Source organism: Bradyrhizobium sp. UFLA05-125, from assembly GCF_059803515.1.
Map to the genome: position 1 here is coordinate 1 of NZ_JBANBJ010000068.1, position 16714 is coordinate 16714.

General features: G+C 63.6%; 13 protein-coding genes and 1 pseudogene. 10 read left to right on the forward strand and 4 right to left on the reverse strand.

All coding sequences use genetic code 11. The annotated features are described in order from the left end of the window. Together SO156_RS36120 and SO156_RS36125 are read right to left on the reverse strand one after the other, a co-directional pair. Window positions 1–853: pseudogene (locus tag SO156_RS36120) on the reverse strand (hypothetical protein); the annotation flags it as partial. A gap of 99 nt (window positions 854–952) precedes the next feature. Then, the gene (locus tag SO156_RS36125; RefSeq protein WP_498538108.1) at window positions 953–2212 is read right to left on the reverse strand and encodes an allantoate amidohydrolase; all 1260 of its coding nucleotides are present in this window, start codon (window positions 2210–2212) and stop codon (window positions 953–955) included. Between the two features lie 401 nt (window positions 2213–2613). Between SO156_RS36125 and SO156_RS36130 the strand changes: the two genes are divergently transcribed. The 6 genes from SO156_RS36130 to SO156_RS36155 all read left to right on the forward strand — a co-directional run bounded on the left by SO156_RS36130 (window position 2614) and on the right by SO156_RS36155 (window position 8585). Then, window positions 2614–3726: a BMP family ABC transporter substrate-binding protein gene (locus SO156_RS36130; RefSeq protein WP_458149837.1), complete on the forward strand. Its 1113-nt coding sequence runs from the start codon at window positions 2614–2616 to the stop codon at window positions 3724–3726. After that, window positions 3723–4835 carry an ABC transporter permease gene (locus tag SO156_RS36135; protein ID WP_498538109.1) on the forward strand — a complete coding sequence of 371 codons (1113 nt, stop codon included), beginning with the start codon at window positions 3723–3725 and terminating at the stop codon, window positions 4833–4835. The genes SO156_RS36130 and SO156_RS36135 overlap by 4 nt, the downstream gene beginning before the upstream one ends. Before the next feature lies 1 nt (window position 4836). After that, window positions 4837–5763: an ABC transporter permease gene (locus tag SO156_RS36140; protein WP_458149835.1), complete on the forward strand. Its 927-nt coding sequence runs from the start codon at window positions 4837–4839 to the stop codon at window positions 5761–5763. A gap of 110 nt (window positions 5764–5873) precedes the next feature. Continuing rightward, the gene (biuH, locus tag SO156_RS36145; protein WP_498538110.1) at window positions 5874–6557 is read left to right on the forward strand and encodes a biuret amidohydrolase; all 684 of its coding nucleotides are present in this window, start codon (window positions 5874–5876) and stop codon (window positions 6555–6557) included. Then, the gene (locus SO156_RS36150; RefSeq protein WP_498538111.1) at window positions 6554–8086 is read left to right on the forward strand and encodes an ABC transporter ATP-binding protein; all 1533 of its coding nucleotides are present in this window, start codon (window positions 6554–6556) and stop codon (window positions 8084–8086) included. Before biuH ends, SO156_RS36150 begins: the two co-directional genes overlap by 4 nt. Window positions 8087–8099: 13 nt before the next feature. Next, window positions 8100–8585: a nucleoside deaminase gene (locus tag SO156_RS36155; protein WP_458149832.1), complete on the forward strand. Its 486-nt coding sequence runs from the start codon at window positions 8100–8102 to the stop codon at window positions 8583–8585. Window positions 8586–8759: 174 nt separating this feature from the next. On the opposite strand, the gene SO156_RS36160 is transcribed toward SO156_RS36155, so the two are convergent. Beyond that, window positions 8760–9866: a hypothetical protein gene (locus SO156_RS36160; RefSeq protein WP_498538112.1), complete on the reverse strand. Its 1107-nt coding sequence runs from the start codon at window positions 9864–9866 to the stop codon at window positions 8760–8762. A gap of 567 nt (window positions 9867–10433) precedes the next feature. On the opposite strand from SO156_RS36160, the gene SO156_RS36165 reads away from it, so the two are divergent. The 4 genes from SO156_RS36165 (at window position 10434) to SO156_RS36180 (ending at window position 15136) form a co-directional block, all read left to right on the forward strand. Then, window positions 10434–12005 carry an ABC transporter ATP-binding protein gene (locus SO156_RS36165; protein ID WP_498538113.1) on the forward strand — a complete coding sequence of 524 codons (1572 nt, stop codon included), beginning with the start codon at window positions 10434–10436 and terminating at the stop codon, window positions 12003–12005. Further along, window positions 11989–13080 carry an ABC transporter permease gene (locus SO156_RS36170; RefSeq protein ID WP_498538114.1) on the forward strand — a complete coding sequence of 364 codons (1092 nt, stop codon included), beginning with the start codon at window positions 11989–11991 and terminating at the stop codon, window positions 13078–13080. The genes SO156_RS36165 and SO156_RS36170 overlap by 17 nt, the downstream gene beginning before the upstream one ends. Next, entirely contained in the window at window positions 13067–13984 is a 918-nt protein-coding gene (locus SO156_RS36175; protein WP_458149828.1) for an ABC transporter permease, read from the forward strand. The genes SO156_RS36170 and SO156_RS36175 overlap by 14 nt, the downstream gene beginning before the upstream one ends. Window positions 13985–14059: 75 nt before the next feature. Further along, window positions 14060–15136 carry a BMP family ABC transporter substrate-binding protein gene (locus SO156_RS36180; protein ID WP_498538115.1) on the forward strand — a complete coding sequence of 359 codons (1077 nt, stop codon included), beginning with the start codon at window positions 14060–14062 and terminating at the stop codon, window positions 15134–15136. A 108-nt stretch (window positions 15137–15244) separates the two neighbouring features. On the opposite strand, the gene SO156_RS36185 is transcribed toward SO156_RS36180, so the two are convergent. After that, on the reverse strand, window positions 15245–16591 hold the full coding sequence (locus tag SO156_RS36185; protein WP_498538116.1) for an 8-oxoguanine deaminase: 1347 nt from the start codon (window positions 16589–16591) through the stop codon (window positions 15245–15247). Window positions 16592–16714 lie beyond the last annotated feature (123 nt).

Sequence of the window (16714 nt, forward strand, 5' to 3'; positions counted from 1 at the left end):
GCCTGATATAACCCTCTTTGCCGAACAGGCGGAGCAGCTCCTTCTTGTACTGCACGAGCTCACGTCCGAGCAGTACCTTCAGTTCGCTCTCGTCGACGACGCCGAGCTTCACGCCCCACACGAACGTCGTGTAGACACACGCGTTAGTGACGAAACGCCTGCGTTCGGCCCGCGTGTCCGTTGCCGCGGAACGAGGGGTGCCGACGTCGCACAGCAAATAACTGGCTCCATCATCGTTGAACGGCCCAAGCTCACTTGCGAGCTGCAAGATCGCCCGTTTCAGGTCGACGCCATATTCGGCCAACAACAGACGCCCGGCATGCGCGCATTGGGACATCGCCAGATAAGACGACGCCCGCTCCTCGGCAGAGAGCATCTGCTGAAGACCCGCAAGGATGCCGAGCAGGGTATCCGAGGGCCGCGAGAAATAGTTTACGCCGAGATACCGCGCGCGTCCCGCCGGAACGATGGTGGTCGTGACGACGTCGGCGCGAACCGCCTCCAGCAGGAGACGGACGCTCTTTTCAAGCAACCGCGCCCGCCGGACGGCATCCTGCGAATCCATGATGGTTTCTGGATCGAGAACGTCAGGATAAAACCAGGCGAAGTCGCGAGGGTAATAGGCGGATGCGTGCGGCGCGCCCGTGACAAGAAACGACTCCGTCAGCGAAAAGGCGCTGTCCATCGAGTGCCGGTAAAGATCCTCGATGGCCGACAACGAATGATGCGACTTCCTCAGGAAGCGGTCACCGAGAAAATTCACCACCTGAAGAGCGTTGGCGACAACGGTCGCGGTCAGTCCCTGATAAAAGCGGTTTTCGCGATAAGATGGAAAAGAGATGTCACTATTCATATGCGTTGTCGAATGATGTCTCGTGATCCCGGTGGCGGGCGGTCACTATTCTAGACCTGTCTGATTCGTGTCTCTATCCGGTGACTTGCGGGAACGGGCCTAGCCATCGCGCGGCCGAAAGTTCTCGATCACCCGAAACAGCACGCGGGCACCGGCATCGGCATCGGCGGGCTCGACGTGCTCGTCAGGGTGATGGCTGACGCCGCCGCGGCAGCGGACGAAGATCATGCCGACATCGGCGATGTCGATCATCGCCATGCCGTCATGGCCGGCGCCACTCGGCAATTCGAACACGGCAAATCCTTCCCCGGCGATCGCCTGCGCGATCTGGTCCTTCAACCAGGGCGCACACGGCGCGGTGCGGTTCTCGTGGGTGACGTCGAGTTGCAGTGCAAGCTGTCGGCGCCTTGCGATCGCCTCGATCTGACGGACGACGTCGGCGACTGCGCGCTTGCGGTGCATGTCGGTTGGCGCGCGCATGTCGATCGTGAACGACACCTCACCGGGAATGACGTTGGTCGCGCCGGGCTTTGCGTGGATGTAGCCGACGGTGCCGACGAGCCCGCCTTCATCGGTGCGGGAGAACTGTTCGATCGCGGCGATGCATTCGGCTGCACCCGTCAGCGCGTCGCGGCGCAGGGCCATCGGCACGGTGCCGGCGTGACCAGCCATGCCGGTCAGCCGCGCGGCGAGGCGCGTCGCACCGGCGATTGCGGTGACGACGCCGACCGGGAGATTTTGCGCTTCCAGCACCGGTCCCTGTTCGATATGCAGCTCGAGATAAGCCAGTAGCTCACGCCGCGTCCGCGCCGCCGCGCCGATGTGGTCGGGATCGAGGCTGAACTGCACGAGCGCATTGCGCATCGACACGCCGTCGCGATCACGCGTGTTCAACACGCTCTCGTCGAACGTACCTGCGACCGCGCGGCTGCCGAGCAGCGTGGACGAAAAGCGCACACCCTCCTCGTCGGCGAAGCCGATGACCTCGATCGCGAACGGCAGGCGTTTGCCGCGGCGGTTCAATTCGGCGACGCAGGCAATCGCGGTGATCACGCCCAGCGGGCCGTCCCATTTGCCGGCATCGCGCACGGTGTCGTAATGCGAGCCCAGCATCAGGCACGGCAAGCCCGGCCGCTCGCCCTCGTAACGGCCGCAAACGTTGCCGATCGCATCGAGATGCGCGCGCATGCCCGCCTCGCGCATCCAGCCGAGGATGAGATCGGCAGCGATGCGCAATTCCCTGCTGAGATAAATCCGGGTGAGCTTGTCCGCGTCCTCCGAAATGGCGCCGAGCTCATTGATGCGGCGTACGATCTCTTCGCCGAGCGAGCCATTTTGAACGGCGATACCAGGAGCCATCTCGCTTAAACTTTCCATCCTGCGGGGCGCAACCGCTCAAGGGAGGCCCGATGACCACCGATACAAGTTCGGTGCCAGCGCGCCTCACGCGCAGGGTACGACACGGACCGGTTAGCATGAACACAGCGTCGACAGGCCATCCGGCAGGCGGATAGTCCAAGGGAAGCCGGTTAAGGCTGCTTAACTACCTTGCATACAATATTGAGATACTGCCTATAATTTAACCTGCCCGTCAGCTGCCCAAGATTCGAACTTGAAGCAAAGCTATTATTTTACAGTAGTTTATATGCATCTGCCCGCTCGATAACCTCTGGCACGAAGCTTGCGACACCGTCTTCCGGCTGCCCCAGACCGGCGGTGGCCAGGAGAGAGGGGCGGTCCATCCGCCAAGGGAGAATCCAATGGATTTTGGCAGGATTTCACGACGGCATTTGTTGCAGGGTGGCGCGGCGCTCTCCTTGGGAGCCGCAGTTGGTGTCCGCCCGGCTTTCGCGGCCGAGACGACGATCGGCTTCATCTATGTCGGCTCGCGTGACGACTACGGCTACAACCAGGCGCACGCGCAGGGCGCCGCCGCACTGAAGAAGATTCCGGGCCTGAAGGTGGTCGAGGAAGAGAAGGTGCCGGAGACCGATGCGGTCGAGAAGACCATCGAGTCCATGATCAATCTCGATGGCGCGACCCTGCTCTTCCCGACCTCGTTCGGCTACTACAACCCGCACATGATCAAGATGGCGACCAAGTACCCGAAGCTGCATTTCGAGCACTGCGGTGGCCTCTGGACCGACAAGGACCCGAAGAACGCCGGCAGTTATTTTGGTTATATCGACGAAGCCCAGTACATCTCCGGCGTCGTCGCGGGCTTGACTTCGAAGAGCAGCAAGCTCGGCTTCGTCGCAGCCAAGCCGATCCCGCAGGTGCTGCGCAACATCAACGCCTTCACGCTCGGCGCCAGGTCCGTCAATCCGAAGGCCACCACGCAGGTGATCTTCACCGGCGACTGGTCGATGCCGGTCAAGGAGGCGGAGGCCGCCAACAGCCTGATCGACCAGGGTGTGGACGTCCTGACCTGTCATGTCGACGGTCCCAAGACCATGGTCGAGAACGCCGCGCGGCGCGGCGCCTTCGTCTGCGGCTATCACACCAACCAGTCGGCGCTGGCGCCCAAGGCGTATCTCACTGGCGCCGAGTGGAACTGGGAAGCGCTCTATCCGAAGTTCGTCAAGATGATCGCCGCCGGCGAAGAGATCCCGAACTTCTACCGCGGCGGCCTGAAGGAAGAGATCGTGAAGGTATCTCCCTATGGCGAAGCTGTTTCGGCCGAGGCACGCAAGGCGGCCGACGAGGCCAAGGCCAAATTCCTGTCTGCGGACGGCTTTGCCATCTTCAAGGGCCCGCTGCTCGACAACAAGGGCAAGACGGTGATCACCGCCAGCACCGAGCGCGGCCAGAAGGATCCCGAACTCGAGAAGATGGACTATCTCGTCGAGGGCGTGATCGGAGCGACTTCGTGACAACGGAAGCGGCGGATCCCGTCGGAGCGGTCGAGGCTCTCGCCCCGGCTGCTGACGCGGGCTTCCTCCGGCGCCACGGCGCGAGCATCGAGTACGTCCTGATCCCGGGCGCGGCGCTGGTCGGCGCGCTCGCGGTGTTCGGCATCTTCGTCGCGCTGTTCGGCAAGAACCCGCTCGACCTCTATTTCTACATGTACCAGGGCGCGTTCGGCACCTGGTTCTCCTGGCAGAACACGCTGACACGCGCAGCACCGCTCATCCTTACCGCGCTGTGCACGGCACTGCCAGCGCAGCTCGGCATGGTCATCATCGGCGGCGAAGGTGCGCTGCTGATCGGCGCGCTCTCGGCAACCAGCGCGGCGCTGGCACTGCAAGGTGCACCGCCGCTCGTGATCCAGATCGCCATGGTCTGTGGCGGCGTGATCGGCGGCGGACTGTGGATCATGTTGTCCGGCGCGCTGCGGCAATATCGCGGCGTCAACGAGACAATATCGAGCCTGTTGCTCGTCTATATCGCGCTCGCCATCCTCAACCATCTCGTCGAAGGCACGATGCGTGACCCCGCGAGCCTCAACAAGCCCTCGACGCGCGAGATCGGCGCGGCCAACATGATCGGCAGCATCCCCGGCACCGACGTCCATTGGGGGCTCGTCTTCGGCCTGGTCGCCACGATCGCCGCCTACATCTTGATCTACCACACTGTGTTCGGCTTCGCCGCGCGGGTTGCCGGCGGCAACATTCGCGCTGCAAAGATCGTCGGGCTCGGCGTCAACAGGCTCATCCTCACGATCTGCTTTGTCGCCGGCGGCGCGGCGGGGCTCGCCGGCATGGTCGAGGTCGCGGCCGTGCAGGGCCGCACCAATGCCAACCTCGCCGCCGGCTATGGCTTCACCGGAATCCTGGTCGCCTTCCTCGCGCGGCAAAATCCACTTGCGATCATTCCAGTCGCCATCCTGCTCGGCGGCATCAGCGCCAGCGGCGGGCTGTTGCAACGCCGCCTGGGGCTGCCGGATGCGTCCGTGCTTGTGCTTCAGGGCATCATCTTCGTCTTCGTGCTGGCAAGCGATGCGCTGTACGGACGCATCGGTTTTCTCAAGGGGAAGTCCTGAGATGGCGGATAGCTCGATCGGACTCTGGACCGTGCCGCTCGCCGTGTTCGGCGGCGCCATTCGCGTCTCTACGCCGTTCCTGTTCGTGAGCCTGGGCGAATGCATCACCGAGCGTTCCGGCCGCATCAATCTCGGCCTCGAAGGTACGCTGGTGATGGGTGCGATGAGCGCCTATGGCATCTCCTATCTTTCCGGCTCGCCCTGGCTTGGCGTGCTCGCCGCCGGTGTTACCGGCGCGTTGCTGGGCGCGCTGCATGCCGGCATCTGCTCGCTGCCGCGCGTCAACGACATCGCGGTCGGCATCGCGCTCATGCTGTTCGGCACGGGCCTCGCCTTCTATCTCGGCAAACCGCTGATCGAGCCAACCGCGCCGCGGCTGCCCGCGATCGATTTCGGCTGGTGGAGCGATATCCCGCAGGTCCGGGCGGCGCTTCGCATCAACGTCATGTTCCTGATCGGTGTCGCGCTCGCGCCCATCCTCTACTGGGCGTTCCGTACGACGCGCTGGGGCCTGCTCATCCGCACCGCCGGCGAAAGCTCGGACGCCGCGCGCGCCATGGGCCATTCCGTGCTCCTGATCCGGCTGCGCGCCACCATGGTCGGCGGCTTCCTCGCCGGTATCGGCGGCTCGTTCCTGTCGCTGTTCTATCCCGGAAGCTGGAACGAGGGACTGTCCTCCGGACAGGGCATCACGGCGGTCGCGCTCGTCATCTTCGCGCGCTGGGATCCGATGCTGTGCCTGTGGGCCTCGCTCGCCTTCGGCGGCGCCGCGGCGCTCGGCCCCGCGCTGCAATCGGTCGGCGTCACCTCCGGCTATCACCTCTTCAACGCCGCGCCCTACATCCTGACGCTGGCGATCATGATCATCACCTGCTCGCCGAAGCGCACGCTGACAGGCGCGCCGGCCGAATTGTCGATCACCCGCTAAGGCGCGATGAATGATTATCGCGCCTTAGCTCCTTTTGTTTGAGCATGATCTCTTCGGAAAACCGCCGCACACTTTTCCGGATCATGCTCTAGAGCTGCAGAGAGCCAACAATGCCCGAGCGCCATATCAAGTCCGAGCCCTACGCCTGGCCCTATAACGGCGATCTGCGACCAGAGAACACGGCGCTGATCATCATCGACATGCAGACCGATTTCTGCGGCGTCGGCGGCTATGTCGACAAGATGGGCTACGACCTGTCGTTGACGCGAGCGCCGATCGAGCCGATCACGAAGCTGCTCGCGGTGATGCGCAAGCAGGGCTTCCACATCATACATACCCGCGAAGGCCATCGCCCCAATCTCGCTGATCTGCCCGCCAACAAGCGCTGGCGCTCGCGGCAGATCGGCGCCGGGATCGGCGATCCCGGCCCGTGCGGCCGCATTCTCGTGCGCGGCGAGCCCGGCTGGGAGATCATCCCCGAGCTCGCACCGATGCCGGATGAAGCCATCATCGACAAGCCCGGCAAGGGCTCGTTCTGCGCCACCGATCTCGAACTGATCCTGCGCGTGCGTGGCATCGAGAACATCGTGCTGACAGGCATCACCACCGACGTCTGCGTTCACACCACCATGCGCGAGGCCAATGACCGCGGCTTCGAATGCGTGCTGCTGCACGATTGCTGCGGCGCGACCGACAAAAGCAACCACGACCACGCGCTGAAGATGATCAAGATGCAGGGCGGCGTGTTCGGCGCGGTTTCAAACTCGGACGCGCTGATCGGAGCGATTTCGTGATCATCGGGGAGACGCCACCACCCGCAGGCGCCTTCGGCGTCGAGGCACTCGCCATGACCATGCGCTTCGGAGATTTCCTGGCGCTGGACGATGTGGAGCTGAAGGTCCGGCCGGGCTCGTTCCACGCCCTGCTCGGCGAGAACGGCGCTGGCAAGTCGACGCTCGTCAAATGCATCATGGGCTACTACCACGCCACCGAAGGCGATATTCTGATCGGCGGCCGCCAGCAGACGATCGGCAATCCCAGGGATGCCCATGCGCTCGGGCTCGGCATGGTCTACCAGCATTTTACCCTGGTGCCGGCGATGACGGTTGCCGAAAATCTCGTGCTTGCCCGCGACGACGTTCCGGCAGTGGTGGATTGGAGCAAAGAGAAGAAGGAGCTTGAGGCGTTTCTGGCGCGGATGCCGTTCAAGGTACCGCTCAACGCGAAGGTCTCCGACATCTCCGCCGGCGAGCGGCAGAAATGCGAGATCCTCAAGCAGCTCTATCTGAAGCGGCGCTTCCTGATCCTGGACGAGCCGACCTCGGTTCTGACGCCGGCCGAAGCCGACGAGGTGCTCGGCATGCTTCGCGGCATGGTGGTCAAGGGCGAGCTGACGATCCTGATGATCACGCACAAATTCCGCGAGGTCATGGCATTCGCCGACGAGGTGACGATCCTGCGGCGCGGCAAGCTCGCCGGCCAGGGCAAGGTTGCCGAGCTCACGCCCGATGCCATGGCGCGAACCATGATCGGCGCCGAGCAGTTGACCGTGCAGCCCCCGCGCACGGGCGAAACAGGCCAGGCGCGACTGGAGTTGGCAAAGGTCCGCGCGCTCGACGATGCCGGCGCGATTGCCGTGCACGACGTCTCCCTCACGGTGCGCGCCGGCGAGATCGTCGGCATCGCCGGTGTATCAGGCAACGGCCAACGCCAGCTCGTCGAGGTGCTGGCCGGCCAGCGCGACCGCGAGAGCGGCGAAATCCGCGTCGCCGGCGATCCCTATCACGCGCGCCGCGAGGAGATGCGCCGGCACAAAATGTCACTGTTGCCGGAGGAGCCGCTCAAGAACGCCTGCGTCGGCGGCATGAGCGTCGCCGACAACATCGCCTTCCGCGAGTTCGACCGAGCGCCCTTTGCGAGCCTCGGCTGGTGGCTCAACCGCGGCGCATTCCGCAACGACGCGAGGAAGAAGATCGCGCAATACAAAATCAAGACGCGCACACCGGACACGCCGATCTCGGCGCTGTCAGGCGGCAATGTCCAGCGCTCGGTGCTGGCGCGCGAGCTCGGCGGCGACGTCGAGGTGCTGATTGCCGCCAATCCCTGCTTCGGCCTCGATTTCGCGGCGGTTGCGCAAATCCACGCAGAGATCATGGCTGCGCGCAATCGTGGCGCGGCGGTGCTGCTGGTCAGCGAGGATCTCGACGAATTGCTCGAGCTGTCCGACCGGTTGGTGGTGATGTTCCACGGCGAATTCGTGTATGAAGCACGAACCAGCGAAGCCGACCTCACCGTGGTCGGCCGGCACATGGCGGGACATTAACCGCGGAGCAGCGATGAGCGGCGCATCGGAACGCGACGATCACTTCTTGAGGCTGTCGTTTGAGGTCGCCCGCCGCTCCCTCACCCACGGCAACCACCCGTTCGGCTGCCTCGTGGTCGATGTGGACGGCAACGTGCTGATCGAGGCTGAGAACGGCTACATGCCCGACCACGACGGCACCGCGCACGCCGAACGCCTCGCCGCGACGCAAGCCTGCCGCACGCTGAGCCACGACGTGCTCGCCAAGTCGACGCTCTATTCCTCCGCCGAGCCCTGCGCAATGTGCGCAGGCGCAATCTACTGGGCCGGCATCGGCCGCGTGGTCTATGCCTTGAGCGAGCATCGGTTGCGCGGCGTCACCGGCAATCACGCGGAAAACCCGACCCTCGATCTACCCTGCCGCGAGGTCTTTGCCAGCGGCCAGCGGCCAACCGAGGTCGTTGGTCCGCTCCTGGAAGACGAAGCCGAAGCCCTGCACGACGGCGTGTGGTCGAAGTAGCCAGCGCCTCAATCGTAGGGTGGGTTAGCCGAAGGCGTAACCCACCACTGTCTATGTCCGCGGAGGCAGAAGAGGTGGGTTACGCTTCGCTAACCCCACCCTACAATTCTACGTCTCATGCGCGAACGGCGCCGCGCATTGCTGTGCGGCTCCGTCCTCAGCAGAGAGCTTCGATCAGAACTTCAGAGTGACACCGCCATAGACCGTGGACTCGGTGCAGCTCTTGGTGCTCTGGCCGGTGGCGGCGACGGTGCAAACGCCGGGCATGGCGTTGTGGTCGAGGCCGAACTTGTTCTGCCAGTAGCGGTAGGCAACCCAGAGGTCGACGAAGTGCGAGTACTTATCACCCCACGCCGCCTTCGAGGCGTCGAAGGTCAGGCGGATCGGCTCGCTATTCAGCTCGGTCTTGGACGCGGTGGAGAACCGGCCGACGCCCGAGAGCGCAGGAAGGCCATTGGAGTCGCCCTTCGGTCCATACCAGCCGGCACGGCCGCTGATCGACCAGTACTGCATGTTCGGCGGCAGGAAGCCCAGGTCCATGTAGTAGTTGATCTCGACCGCCCAGGTCGGGTTGTAGCTGACATTGCCGTCCGAGTTACAGACAACCCCCGCCGGCCCAGCGACGAACAGGCCACACTGGGTGAAGGCGTTGTGGTTCGAGAACTCCCAGTACATCAACGGCGCGACGTTGATATAGCCCTTGTAGGGAAGATCGAAGGCGAACTGCAGACCGGCGACGACATCGCGCTTGGCGGGCGCGAGGAAGTTGTTCTCGGTGTTGCCGTCCATACCGACTTCGAACGAGATGTTGTGCAGTGGGCCGGCGGTGAAGGCCTTGGTGTTGAACAGCTCGTTCCAGCCGAAGGTCGAACGGAACAGGCCGTAGATCTCCGTCGCACCAGCGCAGTCGGCGGCGCCGCCGGTGATGGTCACGCCGGGCGCAACGCAAGGGCTGGCCGGGTCGTTGTGACCCGACTTGAACATCGAGATGGTGAAGAAGTTGGTGCCGTAGGCCCAGAGGTCGAAATGCGTGAAGGAGTAGACCTGCTTGGGCGTGGTGCCGTTGATGCTTCCGTCCGGGCGCACGCTCCACATGCCGGGGTCGGTGCCCTTCGGCATATACGAGAACGACACCCGGTCGTCGATCGCCAGGAAGAACGGAAGATCCGAAGCCTTCTTTGCGGCCTTGACCGGAAGATCCGCCGCATGAGCCAAGCCGCCGGTGGCTAGCGTAGCAAGAGACAGCGCCGTTGCTGCAATTGCCTTGAAACGAAACGACATCCTGAACACCCCCAATGTTGAAGCTTTAGAAATCAAGCCCTGTTGGGTGCGACACTTGCGCCGTTCCCAAGAGGTGAGAAGCCTCAACTTGTTTCAACGCCTGCTGCAGGTTTCAGCAGAAGGCTCACCGGGTTCAGGATTTTTGCGCCAAGCTTCACGCGCGGCAGCGCGCTTCGCCCCAGAACCGCGCGCAAGCGGTTGCCGGAGTATCCCGATTGTTTTCATTTGCCTTTTGTGCGTGGCAAAAAAACGAGAAAGCGGGCTCGAGTGCACGGGGGCATCGCATCAGCGCAAAGCATACAAGCCGAACGCATCACTTGCCCAACTTGGCATCAACGCTGCACAGGCGGTTCCGTTTTGGTTTGGACCGTCACAAATTTGCAACAGACCCTTACAGCACAACTACGGACTCGCTAAAACTGCCGCCTGAGAATCGCGAATGGACAGCGAATCCCCTCGTTTGCCGAAGCGTTGAGCAAGGCATGACGTTTTTTCGCTACTTACGCGGCGGATCAAACTAGCCCACTATTGAGGCAGAGACACTTTACTCGACCCACGTGACGGCGAATGTCAGACGCGATGCCCAACAGCCTGCATACCGGGGAGCCACCGCTGCTCCAGACGATCGGGCTCACCAAGCGCTATGGCGACTTCCTCGCCAACGCGTCGATCGACATTGATGTCTTCCCCAGGGAGATCCATGCCCTGCTCGGCGAGAACGGCGCCGGCAAGTCGACGCTGGTCAAGGCGATCTACGGCCTGATCCAGCCGAGCGCCGGCGAGATTCGCTGGCGGGGCGAGCGCATCGTTCTGTCCGGTCCGTCGGAGGCCCGCAGCCGCGGCATCGGCATGGTGTTCCAGCATTTCTCGCTGTTCGAGAATCTCACCGTCGCCGAGAACGTGGCGCTCGGGCTCGACGGCAAGGAATCCTTCAAGGACATGTCGGCACGGCTGGAGCAGCTCTCCAGGACCTACGGCCTGCCGCTCGATCCCAAGCGCGAGGTCTGGCAATTGTCGGTCGGCGAGCGTCAGCGCATCGAGATCGTGCGCGCCTTGATGCAAGACCCCAAATTCCTGATCCTGGACGAGCCGACCGCCGTGCTGACGCCACAGGAGGCCGACCAGTTCTTCATCGTGCTCGAACGCCTCAAGGCCGAAGGCCACGCCATCCTCTACATTAGCCACAAGCTCGAAGAGGTGAAGCGGCTGTGCGACACCGCCACCATCCTGCGCGGCGGCAGGAAGGTAGCGACCTGCAATCCACGGCAAGAGACGGCAGCCTCGCTCGCCCGCATGATGGTCGGCGGCGAGATCAAGGAGGTCAGGGCTGCGGCCGGCAGGCAGACAACGGTACCGCGGCTCGTTGTCAACGATCTCACGCTCGCCCCCGACGAGCCGCACGGCGTGCGGCTCGAGCACATCTCGCTCGAGCTCAAGGGCGGTGAGATCCTGGGCATCGCAGGCGTCGCCGGCAATGGCCAGGACGAGCTCTTCGCGGCCTTGTCGGGCGAGCGGCTGTCGAAGGATCCCGGCACGGTGGTGATCGAAGGTATCGCCGCCGGCCATTTGTCGATCACCCAGCGCCGCAAGCTCGGCGCGGCTTTCGTCCCCGAGGAGCGTCTCGGCCACGGCACCGCGCCGCGCATGCGATTGTCGGAAAACGCACTGCTGACGGGCCACGCCGCAAGCGGCATGGTCAGGCACGGTTTCATCGACACGGCGGCCACATTGAAAACCGTCGACAAGGCGACCGAAACCTTCGACGTACGCAAGGCCAAGCGGGATCCGGAAGCGGCCAGCCTCTCCGGCGGCAATCTGCAAAAATTCATCGTCGGTCGCGAGATCCTGCGCAACCCGGCCGTGCTGGTGGTGAGCCAGCCGACCTGGGGCGTGGACGCAGGCGCGGCCGCCGTCATCCGCCAGGCGCTCCTGGATCTCGCCGCCAGCGGCGCGGCGGTGCTGGTGACGAGCCAGGATCTCGACGAGCTCGCCGAAATCGCCGACCGTATCGCCGTGATGTTCCACGGCCGGCTGTCGCCGCCGCTCGCGGCCCGCGAAGCGACACGCGAGAAGCTCGGCCTATTGATGGGCGGCAGCAGCCTGGATCAGAAGGAGGTCGCGCATGCAGCTCGTGCTTGAGAAGCGCGCCGAGCGCTCCAACGCGATCGCGCTGGTCTCGCCGCTGATCGCGATCGGCCTGACGATCGTGACCATGAGCATCCTGTTCGCGGTCCTCGGCAAGAATCCGCTGCTTGCCCTCCAAGCCTACTTCATCGCGCCTTTGACCGACGGCTACTCGCTCCAGGAGATCGCAGTGAAGGCGACGCCGCTGGTGATGATCGCGATCGGACTGTCGCTCTGCTATCTCGCGAACGCGTGGAATATCGGCGCCGAAGGGCAGTTCTTGATCGGCGCCGTCGCCGGAAGTTGGATCGCGGTGAGGACGCAGGGCACCGACGCCGGCGCCTGGGTGCTGCCGACGATGCTGCTGCTCGGCGCGATCGCAGGAGCGCTCTACGCGCTGATCCCGGCCATCTGCAAGGTTAAGTTCGGCGCCAGCGAAATCCTGACCAGCCTGATGCTGGTCTATGTTGCCGACCTCTTCCTCGACTATCTCGTCCGTGGCCCCTGGCGCGATCCGCACGGCTTCAACTTCCCGACCACGGCCGAGTTTGATCCCGTGGCGACGGTCCCGGTGCTGATCGAAGGTGGGCGGCTTCATCTCGGCTCGATCATCGCACTCCTGGTCGTAGCGGCAGCTGCGGTGCTGCTGGGACGAACCATCAAGGGGTTCGAGATCCGCGTGGTCGGCGCTGCGCCGCGAGCGGCGCGGTTCGGCGGCTTCAAGGCCAACCAGCTGATCATCCTGACCTTCGCCGTCTCGGGCGCGCTTGCCGGTCTTGCCGGCATCATCGAGGTCGCCGGCCCGGTCGGGCATCTCCAGCCCGGCATCTCGCCAGGCTACGGATTTACCGCCATCATCGTCGCCTTCCTCGGCAGGCTGAATCCGATTGGAATATTAATTGCAGGCCTTTTCCTCGCATTGACCTTCATCGGTGGCGAACAGGCCCAGATCGCAATGAAGATCCCGCTGGATGTCACCAAGGTTTTTCAGGGGATTTTGCTGTTCTACGTGCTGGCCTGCGATTCCCTGATCCTCTACCGCTTTCGGCTGGTCTTCCCGAACCGTCAGGTGGCCCGTGGAGCTGGTTGAAGCCATCATCCTGTCGGTGCTTGCCGCCTCGACGCCGCTTTTGATCGCGGCAACGGGCGAACTCGTCACCGAGCGCTCCGGCGTCCTCAACCTCGGCGTCGAAGGCATGATGATCATGGGCGCGGCCTGCGGCTTCGGTGGTGCCTGGCTGAGTGGCTCAATCATCATCGGCGCGCTCTGCGGCATCCTCGCGGGCACGCTGATGTCACTGATCTTTGCGTTGATGACGCTCGGCCTCGCCGTCAATCAGGTCGCGACAGGACTGGCGCTCACCATTCTCGGCATCGGCCTGTCGGGCCTGATCGGCGCCGGCTTCGTCGGCATGCGCATCACGCCGGCGGCGCACCTCAATATTCCGTATCTTACCGACATTCCCCTGATCGGCCGCGTCGTGTTCGGAGAAGATGGTTTCGTCTATCTCTCGCTGGCACTGATCGTCGGTGTCTGGTGGTTCCTCTACCGCACGCGCGCCGGGCTGATCCTTCGCGCCTGCGGCGATAACCACATCTCCGCGCATGCGCTAGGCTATCCGGTCCTGCGCATCAGGACACTGGCCATAATGTTTGGCGGCGCCTGCGCGGGACTTGCAGGCGCCTATCTGCCGCTGGCCTACACACCCTTCTTCATTCCCGGCATGACCGCGGGCCGCGGCTGGATCGCGCTCGCGCTCGTGGTATTCTCGTCATGGCGGCCGGGACGTCTTGTCGTCGGCGCCTATCTGTTCGGCGCGGTGAGCATCCTGCAATTGCACGCGCAAGGCTGGGGAATCGGCATTCCCTCGCAACTGATGTCGTCCTTGCCTTATCTTGCGACCGTAATCGTTCTGGTCCTGCTCTCCCGGGCGCGCACGGGCGGCTCGACCGCGCCGGCCGCGCTTGGCACTGTCTTTGTGCCCGATCGTTAGAGTTTTTCCGCAACGTGCACGATGGGGCGTGCACGCTGCGGAGTGTAGCTTTCCCCGACTGTTTGGAGATTGACGATGAGGAAAACACTTCTTGCGGCTGTCGCGGGGCTCTTGCTCGCCGGCAGCATCGGCGCAGCCTCTGCCGCCGACAAGCTGAAAGTCGGTTTCATATATCTCGGCCCGGTTGGTGATCTGGGCTGGACCTATCAGCATGAGCTCGCGCGCCAAGCGCTGGTGAAGGAGTTCGGCGACAAGATCGAGACGACCTATCTCGAGAACGTCTCCGAGGGGCCGGACGCCGAACGCTCCATCGAGCAGCTGGTCCGTGCCGGCAACAAGCTGATCTTCACGACGTCGTTCGGTTACATGGACCCGACGCTCAAGGTCGCGAAGAAATATCCCAACGTGCATTTCGAGCACGCGACCGGCTTCAAGCGCGACAAGAACATGTCTATCTACAACGGCAGGTTCTACGAGGGCCGCTACATCCAGGGCATCATAGCGGGCAAGATGTCGAAGGCCGGCGTGCTGGGCTACATCGGCTCGTTCCCGATTCCCGAGGTCATCATGGGCATCAATGCCACGATGCGCGGCGCGCAAACCGTCAACCCCAACATCAAGGTCAAGATCATCTGGGTGAACACCTGGTTCGACCCGGGTAAGGAAGCCGATGCCGCCAAGGCGCTGATCGACCAGGGCGCGGACGTCATCATGCAGCACACCGACAGCCCGGCGGCGATGCAGATCGCCTCCGAGCGCGGCAAGCTCGCCTTCGGCCAAGACTCCGAAATGATCAAGTTCGGGCCCAAGACCCAGCTCACGTCGATCATCGACAACTGGGCGCCCTATTACATCGAGCGCGTCAAGGCCGAGCTCGACGGAACCTGGAAGTCCGAGGACGTCTGGGGCGGGCTGAAATCCAAGATGGTGGTGATGGCGCCCTATACCAACATGCCTGACGACGTGAAAAAGCTAGCGATGGACACCGAGGCCGGCATCATCGACGGCAAGGTGCTGCCGTTCAAATGTCCGGTGGTTGGGCAGGACGGCAAGGAAGTTGAATGCAAGGGCGGCGATCATCTCGATGACGGCCAGATCCTCGGCATGAACTTCTACGTCAAGGGTATCGACGACAAGATCCCGGGCAAGTAGCACGCTTCTTGCATCGGTAAAATCACCTGCTCCTCCCGGAGGAGGTCAGAGGGGGTAGCCACCAATACCCGGCAATGGTGGTTGCCCCCTCTTCTCTATCCTGCCCGCCTAGCCTGCCTGCATCGCACGGGCCGCCGCGCTGTGGCGGCGGATCAGGTCGGCGACGTCCAGGCCCGGAATCGCACCGTCGACCACGGCCCATTTGCCCGCAACCATGACCCGATCAGCCCGATGCGCACCGCAGAGCACAACGGCCGCAATCGGGTCGCCATGGCCCGAGAAGCGAAGTTCATCGAGCTTGTAGAGCGCGAGATCGGCGGCCTTGCCGACCGCGATCTCACCGAGTTCGGGACGGCCGACGCAGGCGGCCGAGCCCTTGGTAGCCCAGCGCAGTGCGTCCTTGTGACTGATCCTCGTCACGCCATAGCGGGCACGCTGGAGCAGGAACGCGGAGCGCACCTCCTGCATCAGGTTGGACGCATCGTTGGAGGCCGAGCCGTCGACCCCCAGTCCGATGCCGACACCGGCCTCCTCCATTTCGCAGACCGGACAGCAGCCGGACGCGAGAAGCTGGTTGCTGCAGGCACAGTGGCTGATGGTCGTCTTCGCCTTGCCCAGACGCTTCATCTCATCGGCATTGAAGAAGATGCCGTGAGCGAGCCAGGTCCGCGCATTGAGCCAGCCGCACTGCTCGAGATAATCGAGCGGACGGCAGCCATACATCTGCTCGCAAAACCTGTTCTCGTCCTCGGTCTCGGCGAGATGGGTGTGCAGACGGACATCGAGCTTGTCGGCGAGATCGGCGGTGGCGCGCATCAACGACGTCGTCACGGAGAACGGCGAGCATGGCGCGAGTGCGATCTGCACCATCGCATCCGCGCCGCGCTGGTGATGCTTTGCGACCGCCCGCGCGCTGTCGGCGAGAATCGTGTCCTCGTCCTGCACCACGCTGTCAGGCGGCAGGCCGCCGTCGCGCTGCGACAGGTTCATCGAGCCGCGCGTGAGCAGCACGCGCACGCCAAGCCGCTTCGCAACGGCGACCTCGAGGTCGACAGCGTCCTCCAAGCCTGTGGGGAACACGTAGTGATGATCCGTCGTTGTGGTGCAGCCCGACAGCAACAGCTCCGACATCGCCACGGTGACACCGAGCTGGAGCGCCTCCGGCGTCATCCGCGCCCAGACCGGATAGAGCGCCTTGAGCCAGGGAAACAACTCACGGTCCATCGCTGCCGGCAACGCGCGCGTGAGCGTCTGGTAGAAGTGATGATGCGTGTTGATCAGCCCCGGCAGCACGACATGCTCGCCCGCATCGATGACCTCGGCGTCTGCTGCGGGCTTGCCGCCGGCTGGCACAAGCTCGATGATTCGGGCATCCTGCACTACGATGCCGCGCTCGGCACCGTCGGCCAGAATGGCGAGCGGATCCTTGATCCAGACCGGCTTTGCGTTATCCATGATCCCGTTTCTCCTGACGTCGGCCGGCATCTTCGCCTGCAAGGCGAAGGCCAGCCGCTTGCGTCCTTGTTGCGACTTGGCTCCGGACTTGCAAGACTCCTTTTCAGGCGATCGATCCTATCT